The organism is Mucilaginibacter aquatilis (genome assembly GCF_009755275.1).
Classification (GTDB): Bacteria; Bacteroidota; Bacteroidia; order Sphingobacteriales; family Sphingobacteriaceae; genus Mucilaginibacter; species Mucilaginibacter aquatilis.
Genome location: NZ_WQLA01000001.1, coordinates 618,765 through 634,522, shown reverse-complemented (window position 1 = coordinate 634,522; position 15,758 = coordinate 618,765). Strand labels below are relative to the sequence as shown.

Genomic DNA, 15,758 nt, shown 5'->3' with positions numbered 1-15,758 from the left:
TTAAACCAAATATCAGTTTTACATAGATGAAAAGCTTACCAGCTCTCGATCTTGGTGTTATTGCTATATACTTGTTGGCCATGTTGCTGGTTGGCTTTTACTTTTCGCGTAAAAACAAAAACGCCGAGCAATTTACCAAGGCATCGGGCTCTATACCCGGCTGGGCTTTGGGTATATCCATATACGCTACCTTTTTAAGCAGTAACACATTTTTGGGGGTACCGGGCAAAACTTTTGGCACCAATTTGAATGCTTTTGTGTTCAGTCTTTCAATGCCTTTGGCCGCCTGGTTTGCGGCTAAGTATTTTGTGCCGTTTTACCGTAATACCGGCGAGGTTTCGGCCTATACACATCTTGAGCACCGCTTTGGCGCATGGGCGCGCACTTATGCGGTTGTTTGCTTTCTGCTTACACAAGTGGCCCGTATGGGTTCCATATTTTTTGGTATTGCCTTAAGTTTGCAGGCGCTCACAGGCTTCAGCATGAAGATGATTATCCTAACAATGGGTATCTGTATCATCATTTATACCGTGCTGGGTGGCATTGAAGCCGTAATATGGACTGAGGTTGTTCAAGGCATTATCAAAACCTTTGGAGCACTGCTTATTTTATACATTATTATCACCAACATGCCGGGAGGCATAAGTAAGGTGGTTGAAATTGGGAAGACTGATAATAAGTTTAGTCTGGGTAGTCTTGCACCCGATTTTACTACATCCACATTTTGGGTGGTATTGCTGTATGGGTTCTTTATAAACCTCAATAATTTTGGCATGGACCAAAATTATGTTCAACGTTACCACACAGCTACATCGTCAAAGCAAGCCGCAAAATCAATCTGGTTATGTGTTTGGCTGTATCTGCCAGCCTCGTTGCTGTTCTGTGTTATTGGTTCGGCACTTTATGCTTACTACCACGTTAATCCCGAATTGACGGAAGCCATTCGCCACCAGGTAGCAACCGAGCGTTTGCCGGGCGCATCGGCTGCTGATATTGCTCAAATGGCGGCGTCTTTGAAACCTGAAGATTACGGCGATAAAGTAATGCCCAATTTTATGGTAACCAAAATACCTGCCGGTTTGGTTGGTTTAATAGTTTCGGCCATCTTATCGGCTGCAATGAGTACCATTAGCTCAGGCATGAACGCATCAGCCACGGTTTTTGCCGAGGATATTTACAAGCGTTACTTTAAGCCCGTCATCACCGTAAAGCAAAACATGACGTTGCTGCATACCGCCACCGTAGTTGCTGGTGTTGCCGGTGTGGCTGCAGGCATAGCAATGATTGGTGTTAAAAGCGTGCTTGATGTTTGGTGGCAGTTATCGGGCATATTTGCCGGTGGCATGCTGGGATTGTTTTTGCTGGGCATCATCAGCAAGCAAACTCGTAACCACGAAGCTGTCATAGCCATTATCATTGGTATCGTTGTTATTTTGTGGATGACGCTGTCTCCGCTTTTACCACCCGATTTGGGCATGCTTCGCAATGTACTTCACCAAAATATGGTGATAGTAATTGGCACTCTGGTTATCTTTTTGACCGGCATTATACTCACCCGTATAAAACAAAATAAGTTAGCGCGTACTTCGGCTACACACTAATTTTTAATACTCATTTATCCCAATATAATGACTACTACTAACACTACACCGGCAAAAAAAGGATTTATCCCGGTGATGCTTACACCGTTTACCGAAACCGGTAAAATTGACTTTAACGCGCTTACAGGCCTTACGGAGTTTTACCTTGAAGCCGGAGCCGCCGGTTTGTTTGCCAATTGTTTATCGAGCGAAATGTTTGAGTTAGACGAGGCCGAGCGCATACAGTTAATTGAACATGTGCTGAAGGTAACTAATGGCAGTGTCCCAGTAGTGGCTACCGGCACCTTTGGCGGACCTATAGCTAAACAAGCCGAGTTTGTAAACCGTGTTGCCGATACAGGTGTACAGGCCGTAATAGGAATAACCGGTTTGTTGGCCGATGAAAACGAAAGCGATGAGGTGTTTAACGGCAGGGTAGAAGAGTTGATGCAGTTAACCGGCAATGTACCCTTAGGTTTTTATGAATGTCCGGTACCTTACAAACGTTTGATATCTCCCGAGCAATTACATCAGTTTGTATCTACCGGGCAGGTTACATATCATAAAGATACCTGTTTGGATATCGAGCAAATTAAAGCCAAGTTAAATGGTACTAATAGTCAGCATGGTTTTGGTTTGTATGATGCTTATATGGTACATGCGGTGGAGTCGTTGAAAGCCGGATCTGCAGGACTATCGTGTATACAGGGGAATTACTTTCCTGAGCTGGTAGTTTGGCTGTGCGATAATTACAACAATGACACATTAGCAACTGAGGTAGACCGTGTGCAACAGTTTTTCATTAGTAACATGGATGTAATGCATAATGTGTATCCAAAGGTTGCAAAATATTATCTTCAAAAGCGTGGAGTTAAAATGACCGGTTATACAAGGCGCAATGTTGGAGACATCAGCTCTGACGTAAAAGAACAAGTTGACAAATTATATCAAGACTACAACGCTTTGCAGCATGAACTGCAGATAAAAAGTGTAATGTAGTTTAACAGTTTTTAATAAAAGTTGGCTGAGGTTTGCGCAAACCAGCTTTTTGTTGGTCGCATTAACATCTTAATAGTTATTTGCGTTGTTTGTTGATAATATTTCTACATCAATTTGTAATGATTGTAATGTTGGTATTAAACGCTTGTGCCATTGATAAATAAGCGTAGAAATTAAACAAACTTAGTATGTAATCGATGCTAACATCCTATAATAAATAGATAACAACTGTTAAAAAAGCCTCTTAGGGTTATCAGATATTTGTAATCTAACCAATTAGTGAAAATTTAAACATATCATTTTTTAAGCTCAGAATGGTGATTAAGTAATTATAAATCAGTTAAATGTGTATATCGTACACTAACATTTAGGTGGTTTAATTGCAATACCTGGACCTCTGACGTTCAAGAAATCGGGTTTAGCTTCAGTTATTGGTTAAAATGCCAAAATATGTCTAATACAAGCAGTAACAAACAAGTTTTATTAGTTGCCAGCGGCGATCTACGCTTATCAGCAAATCAAAATTGCTGGGCAGCTCAACACGAAATGGAGAGCCAGCTAACGGCTGCCATTGAAAAACAGGGTTGGACTGTAAAACGCGCACATGCTTACGACGAGGTTAAACAGCACGGATTTATCGATTCTCAAAAAATGGGTATTGAAATATTTCGTGATATTGATCCTAGTCAACCTATTATAGTTGCCGAAAGTGTTTGGCAATATACCCACCACGTTTTAGCCGGACTAACAACACATAAAGGTCCAATTTTAACATTAGCAAACTGGAGCGGTACATGGCCGGGTTTGGTAGGTATGTTAAACTTAAACGGATCGTTGACCAAGGCAGGCGTGTCATACAGCACGCTTTGGAGCGAGGACTTTACAGATGAATTCTTTACGGCAAAAATTAAAGAGTGGCTGCAAAGCGGTAAAATAAAACATGATCAAAGCCATGTAAAAAGCTACGATCTGGTAAATATTCCTGTAGAAGACGAAGCCATTGGTAAAGCATTCGGGCACAAGCTTAAAAGCAATAAAGCTATTATGGGCGTGTTTGATGAGGGATGTATGGGTATGTTCAATGCTATTGTTCCTGATGATCTTTTACATGCTACCGGTATTTTTAAAGAGCGTTTAAGTCAGTCTACCCTGTATGCTGCTATGTTGCAGGTAGCTGATGATGAAGCACGTGAAGTACTGCAATGGCTGCAGCAAAAAGGTATGCAGTTTAACTGGGGTACAGATGCTGCAACAGAGCTTACCGAAGCACAAACACTGGAGCAATGTAAAATGTACATAGCCGCATTGCGTTTAGCCGATGAGTTTGGTTGCGATACAATAGGTATACAATATCAGCAAGGATTAAAAGACCTGACCGCTGCCAGTGATCTGGTAGAAGGTTTGTTGAATAATCAGGACCGTCCGCCGGTAAAATCAAACGATGGTCGGGAGCTTTATGCCGGTGATGCCTTGCCTCACTTTAATGAAGTAGATGAATGTGCCGGTATAGATGCATTGGTTACCTACCACCTGTGGAAAGAATTAGGTATGCCGGGCGAAACCACGCTGCATGATTTACGCTGGGGCGAGCATTTTAAAGGAGATGGTATTGACGATTTTGTTTGGGTGTTTTTGATATCAGGCGCTGCACCTCCTGCCCATTTTATTTGTGGTTATGAAGGCGCATCAAGCGACAGACAGCCGGCAATGTATTTCCGTTTAGGTGGTGGCAGTTTGAAAGGCATCAGCAAACCCGGTTATCTGGTTTGGAGCCGTGTTTACGTAATGAATAATGAACTGCATTGTGACCTGGGCGTAGGCGAATCTGTGTTATTACCAGATGCTGAAACTCAAAGACGCTGGGATATGACCACTCCGCAGTGGCCTATTATGAATGCTACGCTTAAAGGTGTATCGCGCAACCAGTTAATGGCTCGTCATAAAGCCAACCACATACAGGTAGTTTACGCTACAGATGAAAACAAAGCACACCAGGCATGTCGTATAAAAGCGGCAGCGCTAAGTGAAATGGGTTTAAAAGTCCATTTTTGTGGTGACGTAAATTTGCAAAGTAATTAATTAGTGATGATGATGAGAAAAGTGATATACGGTTTGCTTGCCGTAGTTTTATTGAGCGTTACAAATGCAGTAGCACAAGATAATACCAGCGCTGCCGAAAAGGAAATAGCTTACCGTAAGGTGGTATTTGATCGCGCAGCAAAAATTGTTAAAGGCATCAATCTTCCTGATTCTGCCAGGGCACTTGAAGTAACAAAGGTTGTTGCTAAGCAATATCAGGATTTAAATGATATATATACCTTACGTGATAACCGTAAAGCGGCCATTAAAGCCGAAACCGGCGACAATAAAGAGGCGGCAGCAGCGCAGCTGAAAAAGCTTGACGAAGAAACCACTGCTAAAATTGATAAATTGCACCCGCAATACTTAACACGCTTAAAAAAGGCAGGCCTAACACCTGAGCAAATAAATCAGGTTAAGGACGGCATGACATACAATGTGCTGAATGTAACTACTACGGCTTACAACAGCATGTTGCCAAACCTTACCAACGAGCAAAGAACTCAAATTACTGCATGGCTTATTGAGGCAAGAGAGCATGCAATGGATGCAGAATCATCAGAAAAAAAACATGCGTGGTTTGGTAAGTACAAAGGACGTATAAACAATTACCTATCTGCAGCCGGCATTGACATGAAGAAAGAAGAGGCTGCATGGTTAGCCCGCGTTAAAGAAGAAAAAAACAAACAACAGTTAAATAAATAAGAAACTAAGCATACATGCGCGCTTATAGCGCTGCGTGTATGCCTTTAAGCAATAAATAATAAACATAAATTTTAAGTATGAGATAAACATTACGCTTTTCCCTCCAAACAAAATTTAAATAACAAACCCAATTTGTGAACTATACTAAATTAATAAGATGAAGAAAATTCTACTTTTCTTATCGCTTTGTATTGTCTCAATATCGGTGTTCGCACAAACACGAACCATTACCGGTACTGTAGTAAGCAGCGATAAAAACGAGCCTCTTGTGGGCGTAACTATCCAGGTTAAAGGAAGCCCAACGGCAACACAAACCGACGTTAACGGTAAATACGCCCTCAAAACAACAAACATGCAAAATGTAGTTGTTACCGTTAAATATGTTGGTTACGCGTACCAGGAACGCACATTACGCGTAGGCGAAAACAACTTTGACGTACGTATGGTGCCATCAACCGAAAATCTTGAAGATGTTGTGGTTGTAGGTTACGGTACGCAGAAGAAAGCTTCATTGACAGGTGCTGTTGCACAGGTTAATATAAAAGCAATTGAAGACATTCCATCTACCAACCTTGCTGCTACGTTGCGTGGTCAATTACCTAACGTAAATGTTGCAGGTGGAAGTGAGCGTCCGGGTAATAACGCAACAATTACCATTAGAAATCCGGTGTTTTATGCTAAAGATGGTAAAACAGATCCTTTATATATTATTGATGACATTCAACGTACTGTTAGTGACTTTAACTTGCTTGATCCTTCCGAGGTTGAAAGCATAAGTATTTTGAAAGATGCGTCTGCTGCTATTTACGGTATATTAGGTGCCAACGGTGTAATTGTTGTTAAAACAAAAAGAGGTAAGGCCGGTGCGGCAAAAATTAGCTATAGTGGTTCTTATGGCTTGAGCGACGCAGTTATGTTGCCTAAAATGATGAATGGACTGCAGCAAGCAACTTACTTAAATGATAATTTGCAGGTTGCAAACAATTTTGCTATTAAACCAAACGGCGATTATACAAACCCTAGCACAGGAGTTACTACACGTCTTACAGCTTATTACAGCCCTGATGAACTTGCACACTTCGCAAATAACAATTACGATCATCTTAGAGATGCGTGGCAAGTATCTTATATAACACGCCATGCTTTAAACGTAAGTGGTGGTAGTGATAAAGCCACCTATTTTGCTGGTGGAAGTTACACACAGCAAAATTCGAACTTTGATGGCGTTAATACCAATAAATTAACGTTCAGAGCAAGTTCTGACGTGAGAGTTGCCAATGGTCTTAAAGTATCAACCTCGGTAAGTGGAGCACTTGGCGATAACAAACGTTATTATTTTAAACAAGGCTCAGAAAGCTTAAATAACGATTTTATTTCATTACAAGCAATTCCACAATTTAGGCCTATGTATTATAACGGGCTACCGGTATTGCAGTCATCAAACACTGGTACAACTGAAGGTGCTCACTTTTTCGAAGTTCAGCGCTTAAATAACTATACATCACAACGTTCTACGATGCTTAACTTCTTGGCATCTATTGAGTATGAAGTACCACATGTTAAAGGTTTGAAAGCAACCTTGAGCTATAACCGTAACATCAATAACGATTTCAGTAAGCAGTATGGTAGTCGTTACACCCTTTACAATTTTGAAGGTTTAGGTGAAAACAAGCATATTGTTGGCGGTAATATTGTTAGTACACCAACTGCAAGGAACGGCGATGTCGTACGTTTCACTCCCGGCTATCTGGATGTATACCAATTCAACGGAATTTTAAGTTATGCGAATAAGTTTGGTAAGCATGATATTTCAGCAATAGCACTTTTCGAGCAACAGGAAAATCATGGAGAAAGCCTAGCTGCTTCTCGTGAGGGTACGTTAGTTGGCGGTTTTGACAACATGAACTTTGCTACCGGTCAGCAAGCAACAGATCAAGCAAATGGCCGAATACTTAATTACGGTCGCTTAGCTTATGCAGCTCGTTTAAATTATGCTTATGATAATAAGTATTTGGTAGAGGTTTCTTTACGTACAGATGCTAACAACAACTTTGCCCCAGGCAAGGAATATGGTTTTTTCCCTTCAGGATCATTAGGTTGGGTAATTTCTGAAGAAGGATTCTTTAAAAACAGTGTCAAATTTGTTGATTTCTTAAAAGTACGCGGTTCTGTTGGTTTATTAGGTAATGATAGTTCAAAGCCATTCCTATATCAGGAAAACTATAAGCTGGAAACAGGAAAAGCTGCCGTATTTGGTGGAAATAATGATAGAGGTAACTCATTTGCACCTAACATAGCAATTGCTAACGCAAACACAAGATGGGATGATAACCTGACTACGAACTTCGGTATTGATGCTCAGTTTTTAAGAAACAGATTATCTGTAACCTTGGACGGATTCTTCTCTCACCGTTATAACTTACTGTCAGCATTAACTTCATCTGTTCCTGCAACTATCGGTGTTGCGCCGCCAACTGAAAATTTTGCCTCAGTTAACACCTTTGGTTATGAATTATCTTTCTCGTGGAGAGATAAAATTGGAAAGGATTTTACCTATAATTTCAGTCCATTCTTTGCCTGGAATGATAACAAGCTCTTGAATGTTGATCAACCTTTGGGTGACGTAGGTACATATCTTGATAAAAATGGATATTCAAGTGATCGTGGCTTTTTTGGCTATCACTATTTAGGTATGTGGCGTACTCAAGCGGAAGCTGATGCATTTGCCGCGGCCAATCCTGGTTATACTATTAAAGGTCAAAAACCAATGGCTGGTATGCTTTATTATCAAGACGTGAGAGGACCAAGAGATGCTTCAGGTAAATTCACAGCCCCTGATGGTAAAATCAATGAAGAAGATCAGGACTATTTAACTAACAAACAAGATAACCATTACAGCCTTGGTTTAAACTTTGGTGCGGGTTATAAAGGAATAACTTTAGCAGTTACTATGGGCATGTCTTATGGTGGTCAGGGTAGCTACGAGGGTGATTCACGTAAGCAAGCAACAGCTTTAATTAATCGTCCTGAGTTTTGGTCAGACCATTGGACTCCTGAAAACATAAATGCTAAATATCCTAGTCCATACTACAAAGATACTTATGACCTTCCGTCAAGCTTTTGGTATGTAAGTTCTTATACATTCCGTATTAACAACATCAATTTAGGATACAACATTCCGGCGTCTTTTACCAAAAAGTTAGGTATTGGAAGTGCTAAAGCATTTTTAGTTGCAACTAACCCGGTAAACTTCTACAATCCTTTCACTTATCGTGATAATGGAACGCCGTATAATGTTTATCCAAACCTGAAAACACTATCACTTGGTTTAAATGTTGGATTTTAATAGCAATAAAAATGAAACTATATAAGATATTTTTGGCCGCTTTATGTTTGCCGCTTTTCTTCACAAGCTGCAAAAAGGCCCTTGATAACGTTGATGAAAACTACTCTGTAGCAAGTCAAATATTCAATGACTCAACACTGGCAATTCTTAACGTCAACTATATTTACGATCAAAACCTTCCAACTTGGGCAGGGGTAAGTGCAGGTAGCGCAATTTCAAACCCGACGGGCATATCTGATGAGGCCTATGCCGACGTGAAGTTTTTCAGAGGTACTTTAGGTGTTTCCGAGGTTGGTGATATTGCAACTGCTGTAAGCATTACCAATAACTACGGTAAAATCAGGGTAATAAATACATTTATAAGAGATGTAAATGCAGGCTCGCTTCCTGCTGCCACTAAAAACCGATTAATATCACAGGCCTTATTTTTACGTGCATTCAGATATTTTGATTTAGTGCGATTGTATGGTGGAGTGCCATTAGTTTTAACACCGCTTGAAGCTGTTGGTAATGAAGCAAAAGAAGCAGCTCAAATTCCTAGAAGCAAGACCTCGGATTGTATAAAACAAATCACTAACGACCTTGATACTTGTATAAAGTACTTGCCAAGAAAATGGGCCTCTTCTGCTGACTGGGGAAGAATCACTTCAGGTGCTGCAGCTGCCTTCAAAGGGCGGGTATTGATCACTTGGGCAAGTCCTCAGTTTGTTACTGAAGGTGCTAGCGATCCTAATGCTCCCGCAAGTATTGCTTCACGTTGGGAAGATGCATATAATGCATGTAAACAGGCAGTAACCCTTTTGGGCGCAGATTGGAAGCTTAATACTTCTTACAATAACATGTGGTTTACTGAAGTTAATAACCCTGAAGCTGTTTTGGTTACAGGTTTTAACAATTTAACCACAGAAGTAAGAAAAAGTAATACTTATGATAATAACGCTCGTCCATCTTATTTAGGTACCGGCGGTAGCGCAACCTACCAGCCAACGTGGGAAATGGTTAAAGCTTATCCTATGCTTGATGGTAAAGTACCCGGAACGTCAACTAAATACACTTACAACGATCAGACATTTTATCAAAATCGCGATCCGCGTTTCAATGCAACAATTGCGTTCAACGGAGCTACATGGCCTATAATAGGTAACTCTACCTATAGACTGTGGACTTATTTTATAAACAATAGAACTGTTGAGCCTGGCAACGCCAGTGGAACAAGTTTTTATTGCCGTAAAGCTGTTGATCCAAGCCCACTTCAAAGTGCAGTTCAATTTTCAGGAACTGATTGGATGGAAATTCGCTACGCTGAGGTGTTGTTGAATCTTGCCGAGGCTGCTGCAGCTACTAATCGCAATCAAGAAGCTTATGACAATTTATATTTGATACGTGCACGTGCAGGTATTGAGAAGGGAACAACTGCGGATCAGTACGGCATAACTTCAGGTTTAAGTGGTGCGCCTTTAATCAACGCCGTAATGTATGAACGCCAAATAGAGTTCGCTTTTGAGGGTAAACGTTTTTGGGATCTTCGTCGTCGTAAACTTTTTGCCTCTGTGTTAAATGGAAAAGTAAGGACAGGAAGACAAATAAATCTTAATGCTGGCGCTCCAGCAAGCTTAGCAACTTCACCATACGTTGGTAGAGATGCGCTTACATTAGATCAGGCGTATACTTATTTCACAATTGTGAATAAACAACTTGATAATGGTTATACCATCAATTGGAAAGATGAATACTACTTCTTTGGTATTCCTCAAAGTTCAATTGCTAACAATCCAAAAATACTTCAGAACAAAGGCTGGGGGGGCACATTTGATCCGTTACAATAATTTTATCTCATAAAACAACAAAGGGAGGCCGTTAAGCCTCCCTTTGTTGTTTTACAGCTTTTGTATAATCTTAACTAAACCATTCGCTTTTAAAAGTATCTTAATTCAGCAAAACTGTGTTTGTGCAGCATAAATTTGTAACATATTTGCTATGTATGGCTCATTTGGCCATTTGCGGGGGCAATGCTAACATCTCATAAGAGTTTGTTAATATTTTATATAAAATCGCCCTTGCTACATCGCATCTTTGAAATAAGTATTTAAGAACCAATATTACCTAGGTTTCCTGTTTTTATTTTGGAAAGCTTTTGCAGGTGAGGGCAAAAACTGTTACAGAGATACGCTCTTACTGCCGGGTAGTAACCAATACAATGAACTGAAGATGAAGAAACGAATTTTAATCGCATCTGTTTTTTTAGCCGGCATTACTGCAAATAATGCTTCGGCTCAATATCCTGATATTCCCGCCGATGTTAAGGCAGCAAGCGAGGCCATGATGAAAGAGAATCAGCGTAAGTCTGACTCGGCGTGGCAAATAGCTTACAAACAGGTTGATTATGATATGCGTCATGGTAAACCGTTTATTCCGTGGGCATCACGTCCTACAGATTTACCACAAGCCGATATCAAAGCATTTCCAGGAGCTGAAGGTGGTGGCGCTTACTCATTCGGTGGTCGTGGCGGTAAAGTGTATGTGGTTACCAGTTTGGCCGATAGCGGTCCGGGTACTTTACGCTGGGCTTGCGAGCAAGGTGGCGCACGTATTATCGTTTTCAACGTTTCGGGTATAATCCGTATTAAAACGCCTTTAATTATTCGTGCACCATATATCACTATCCAGGGTCAATCTGCTCCGGGTATGGGTATCTGCGTGGCGGGCGAATCGGTTTGGATCAACACGCACGACGTGGTTATGCGTTACATGCGTTTCCGTCGTGGTGAAACCAATGTAGGTCGTCGTGATGACGCTTTAGGTGGTAATCCGGTGGGTAACATCATTATTGACCATTGCTCAACCAGCTGGGGTTTGGATGAGAACATGTCAATCTATCGCCACATGTTCGACCCCGAAGATGGCAGCAAAGACGAGAAAAAAGGTACTGTTAACGTAACTATCTCGAACTGTATATATTCAGAATCATTAGATACCTGGAATCACGCTTTTGGTAGCACAACCGGCGGCGAAAACAGCATGCTGGTACGTAACCTTTGGGCTGACAATACTGGCCGTAACCCATCAATTGGATGGAATGGTATTTACAATTTTGTAAATAACGTTGTATTTAACTGGGTACACCGCTCAATGGATGGTGGTGATTACACAGCTAAATTCAACATCATCAATAACTACTTTCAGCCAGGGCCGGCTACGCCTAAAAACGAGCCGGTAGGTCACCGTATCCTTAAACCGGAGTCGGGCCGTAGTAAGTTGAAGTATAAAGTATATGGTATGGCTTACGTTAATGGCAACATTATGGAAGGCAATGCCAAAGTAACAGCCAACAACTGGGATGGAGGCGTACAGGTAGAGGGCGAAAAAGGTGAAGAAATGGAAGGCACCGGTAAATACACCGATTACATGAAATGGAATAAGCCTTTCCCTATGCCGGCAACTAAAATCATGGATGCTAAAACCGGCCGCGCGTTTGTATTAGCTAATGCAGGTGCAACATTACCGGTGCGCGATGCGGTTGATACCCGTATTGTTAAACAAGTGGCTACTGGTAAAATTGAATACAAAGACGGCGTTAAGTTACCTGAAACACAGTTTAAACACCGTCGTTTACCTATTGATTCGTATAAAATTGGTATTATAACTGATCCAAGTCAGGTTGGTGGTTATCCTGACTATAAAGGTACACCTTATGTAGATAGCGATAACGACGGTATTCCTGACGCTTGGGAAAAAGCTCATGGTTTAAATCCAAAAGATCCTAAAGACTCTGCAGCCATGGCTAAAAATGGTGGTGGTTACAGCAACATCGAAGTATATTTGAATACACTTGCTCAAAAAGGCGAAAAAAGTGTAGCACAGGTTAAGTAAATGTTTAATTGGATGATAATTGATTCCGCTTTTAAAAGAAACATAAGAATTTTGGTTGGTTGCATGTTTGGGTGCGCGCTTATGTGCGCGCCCGCATGGGCCCAAAAAGCAAACAAAGTTAAACCTCAACCACCGGTTGCCGCTGAAAAGAGCGGCAAACTTGTTTATGCGGTTGATGGTAAAGGCAACCGTATCCCCGATTATTCCTACGCAGGATATAAAGCCGCAGAACAACCTATACCCGATGCCGCGGTAAAAGTTGTTGTTCCCGTAAAAGCTGGCGATGCTACTGTACGCATACAGGCAGCAATTGATTATGTAGCAGCATTACCGGCTAACAAAAGCGGCCTTAAAGGTGCAGTACTTTTACAAAAGGGAATTTATCAGGTAAACGGAAGCCTAATATTTAAATCTTCTGGCGTTGTATTACGTGGCAGTGGGATGGGCAATGATGGCACCACACTTGTAGCCGCAGGTACTGATCGTGAAACTTTCATAAGAGTTGCGGGCAAAGACGACCGAAAAGTTATCGACACTGTTAACATAGCCGATGCCTACGTGCCGGTTAATGCTACCTCATTTACTTTAGCTGGAGGGAAATTTAAAGCAGGCGATCATATCTTCATTCGTCGCCCGAGCACAAAAAACTGGATTGACTTACTAAAAACCGACCATTTTGGTGGCGGCATCACCGCACTAGGTTGGAAGCCCGGTGAGCGTGACGTGATTTGGGACAGAACTGTAACTGCCGCATCTGGCAATAAAATAAGCATTGACGCGCCACTTACTACAGCTTTAGATACTGCTTACGGAGGCGGTTTAGTAAATACCTATCAATGGGCAGGCCGTATCAACAACATCGGCATTGAGAATTTAAAGTTGCAATCGGCTTACGATGTGCAGAATTCTAAAGACGAAGCGCACCGCTGGATGGCTATTACAATGGAAAATGTTCAGGATGCATGGGTACGCCAGGTAGCTTTTGAGCATTTTGCCGGTTCGGCTGTTTTTGTACTCGAAACAAGTAGCCGCATTACGGTGCAGGATTGTAAGTCCACTGCCCCTGTATCTGAGATAGGAGGGCAGCGTCGTTATACTTTTTACACCATGGGTGGTCAAACGTTGTTCCAGCGTTTGTATGCCGAGCATGGCTATCATGATTTTGCCGTGGGCTATTGCGCTCCCGGCCCCAATGCATTTGTGCAATGCCAGGCATGGCAACCATTTGGTTTTAGCGGTACTATCGACAGCTGGTCGTCGGGGGTGTTGTTTGATTTAACGAACATTGACGGGCAGGCACTTAGCTACATGAACTGCGGCCAAGACGGTCAAGGCGCAGGCTGGACCACAGCTAACAGCATGTTTTGGAACTGTACCGCAGGTCGCGTCGATTGCTACCAACCACCCGGTGCTCAAAATTGGGCATATGGTACCTGGGCACAGTTTGCAGGCGATGGTCATTGGGAAGAATCGAACAATTCCATAAATCCGCGTAGCTTTTATTACGCGCAGTTGAAAGAGCGTTTAGGCAGAGAAGTTTCTAAAGAACAATCAGATATTTTACCTTTCGAAGGCGAAGCATCAAGCAGCCCAACTGTTGAGGTGGCTATGGCTTTAACGGCAAACTCAGTTAAGCCGGCAGTAACCCTAGGTGATTGGGTAAATCAGGCATCACAGCGTAACCCAATAACAATAATTGCTGGTGGTGCTAAAACTATTGATCAAATTGGTTTTAAACAGCCTACTACACCTGCTTTAGCTGCTAAAATGGCTATTAATAACGGTTGGTTAGTTAGAGGCAACACTGTACTCAGCGGTTCACGTTCTGATTCACCTTGGTGGAATGGTTCGGTTGATCCTGTATATTTAAAAAAGAATGCTAAACCAGCTGTTACCCGTTGGGTGCCCGGCCGTACTGGCACTGGTTTAACTGATGATTTAACCGATGTGGTTAACTGGATGCAGGATAAACACATTGCAGGTTTTGAGCAAAACTATGCACTTTGGTACGAGCGCCGCCGTGATGATCATGAGCGCATACGCCGTATTGATGGTGATGTTTGGCCGCCGTTTTATGAGTTACCTTTTGCCCGCAGTGGTAAGGAAACCGCCTGGGATGGTTTAAGCAAATATGATTTAACTACCTACAACAAATGGTACTGGAACCGCCTGAAGCAATTTGCCACCCTGGCCGATCAAAAAGGTTTGGTGCTCATCAATCATACCTACTTCCAGCACAATATTATTGAAGCCGGCGCACATTATGCTGATTTTCCTTGGCGCCCGGTAAATAATATAAATAATACCGGTTTCCCTGAACCTGTGCCATACGCAGGTGATAAGCGTGTATTTATGGCCGAGCAGTTTTATGACGAAACACATCCGGTACGCCGTAAATTGCATCAGGCGTTCATCCGCCAAAATTTAGATGCATTTGGCGATAATAACGGTGTAATCCAATTTATCAGTGCCGAGTTTACCGGTCCGTTACACTTTGCAAAATTTTGGGTTGAGACCATACAACAGTGGGAAAAAGAGAAAGGTAAAAACGCAGTTACCGGCATCAGCACCACTAAAGATGTACAGGATGCTATACTGGCTAATCCGGCCCTTTCGGCAGGTATCGATGTAATTGATATTCGTTACTGGCATTACCAGGCCGATGGAAAAGTTTACGCTCCAGCCGGTGGTCAAAACCTGGCACCACGACAGCAGGCTCGCCAGTTTAAGCCAAAGGCAACATCTTTTGAACAGGTTTACCATGCTGTGAGCGAGTATCGCCAAAAATACCCTGAGAAGGCAGTGATTTACTCGGGCGATGGTTTTGACCGTTTTGGCTGGGCAGCCTTTATGGCTGGCGGTTCGTTGCCTAATCTTCCGGCGGCAGTTGATGCCAGATTATTGGCCGATGCCTCAGCCATGAAAATATTAAGTTTAAACGGTGAGCCTAAAGATCAATGGGCTTTAGGTAACACCGCCAAAGGTTTTATTATTTACAGCAATGTGCCTACTGTTGCAACACCTGCGGTTGACGCCAATGCAAACTACGAGGTAAACTGGATAGATACCAAAACAGGTAAAACCATATCAACTACTAAACAAAAGGGTGTAAAGCTTACTGCTTTACAAAGCCCTGCCAGTGGTTCGGTAGTGCTGTGGTTAAAAAGAATTTAAAATAC

General features: G+C 42.1%; 8 protein-coding genes. All 8 read left to right on the top strand.

All coding sequences use genetic code 11. From position 1 onward, the window contains the following. The first annotated feature begins 26 nt into the window (after positions 1-26). The 8 genes from GO816_RS02950 to GO816_RS02915 all read left to right on the top strand — a co-directional run bounded on the left by GO816_RS02950 (position 27) and on the right by GO816_RS02915 (position 15,753). On the top strand, positions 27-1,601 hold the full coding sequence (locus GO816_RS02950; RefSeq protein ID WP_157539850.1) for a sodium:solute symporter: 1,575 nt from the start codon (positions 27-29) through the stop codon (positions 1,599-1,601). 27 nt (positions 1,602-1,628) lie between these two features. Then, on the top strand, positions 1,629-2,579 hold the full coding sequence (locus GO816_RS02945) for a dihydrodipicolinate synthase family protein (protein WP_157539849.1): 951 nt from the start codon (positions 1,629-1,631) through the stop codon (positions 2,577-2,579). A 450-nt stretch (positions 2,580-3,029) separates the two neighbouring features. Next, on the top strand, positions 3,030-4,658 hold the full coding sequence (locus GO816_RS02940; protein WP_157539848.1) for a fucose isomerase: 1,629 nt from the start codon (positions 3,030-3,032) through the stop codon (positions 4,656-4,658). Between the two features lie 6 nt (positions 4,659-4,664). Further along, complete coding sequence (locus GO816_RS02935; RefSeq protein WP_232336472.1) at positions 4,665-5,363, top strand: DUF3826 domain-containing protein; 699 nt, start codon at positions 4,665-4,667, stop codon at positions 5,361-5,363. Between the two features lie 157 nt (positions 5,364-5,520). Continuing rightward, a complete protein-coding gene (locus GO816_RS02930) occupies positions 5,521-8,709 on the top strand; it encodes a SusC/RagA family TonB-linked outer membrane protein (RefSeq protein ID WP_157539847.1) in 3,189 nt (1,062 codons plus the stop codon). An 11-nt stretch (positions 8,710-8,720) separates the two neighbouring features. Further along, positions 8,721-10,535: a RagB/SusD family nutrient uptake outer membrane protein gene (locus GO816_RS02925; protein WP_157539846.1), complete on the top strand. Its 1,815-nt coding sequence runs from the start codon at positions 8,721-8,723 to the stop codon at positions 10,533-10,535. A 382-nt stretch (positions 10,536-10,917) separates the two neighbouring features. After that, positions 10,918-12,579 (top strand): polysaccharide lyase, encoded by a 1,662-nt coding sequence (locus GO816_RS02920; protein ID WP_157539845.1) that lies wholly within the window; start codon positions 10,918-10,920, stop codon positions 12,577-12,579. 81 nt (positions 12,580-12,660) lie between these two features. Continuing rightward, positions 12,661-15,753 carry a DUF6298 domain-containing protein gene (locus GO816_RS02915; protein ID WP_157539844.1) on the top strand — a complete coding sequence of 1,031 codons (3,093 nt, stop codon included), beginning with the start codon at positions 12,661-12,663 and terminating at the stop codon, positions 15,751-15,753. Positions 15,754-15,758: the final 5 nt, after the last annotated feature.

What these genes read in the sequence shown, in the direction of transcription:
- GO816_RS02950 (WP_157539850.1), top strand. Translation starts at nt 27, where the DNA reads ATGAAAAGCTTACCAGCTCTCGATCTTGGTGTTATTGCTATATACTTG.
- GO816_RS02945 (WP_157539849.1), top strand. Translation starts at nt 1,629, where the DNA reads ATGACTACTACTAACACTACACCGGCAAAAAAAGGATTTATCCCGGTG.
- GO816_RS02940 (WP_157539848.1), top strand. Translation starts at nt 3,030, where the DNA reads ATGTCTAATACAAGCAGTAACAAACAAGTTTTATTAGTTGCCAGCGGC.
- GO816_RS02935 (WP_232336472.1), top strand. Translation starts at nt 4,665, where the DNA reads ATGATGATGAGAAAAGTGATATACGGTTTGCTTGCCGTAGTTTTATTG.
- GO816_RS02930 (WP_157539847.1), top strand. Translation starts at nt 5,521, where the DNA reads ATGAAGAAAATTCTACTTTTCTTATCGCTTTGTATTGTCTCAATATCG.
- GO816_RS02925 (WP_157539846.1), top strand. Translation starts at nt 8,721, where the DNA reads ATGAAACTATATAAGATATTTTTGGCCGCTTTATGTTTGCCGCTTTTC.
- GO816_RS02920 (WP_157539845.1), top strand. Translation starts at nt 10,918, where the DNA reads ATGAAGAAACGAATTTTAATCGCATCTGTTTTTTTAGCCGGCATTACT.
- GO816_RS02915 (WP_157539844.1), top strand. Translation starts at nt 12,661, where the DNA reads ATGTGCGCGCCCGCATGGGCCCAAAAAGCAAACAAAGTTAAACCTCAA.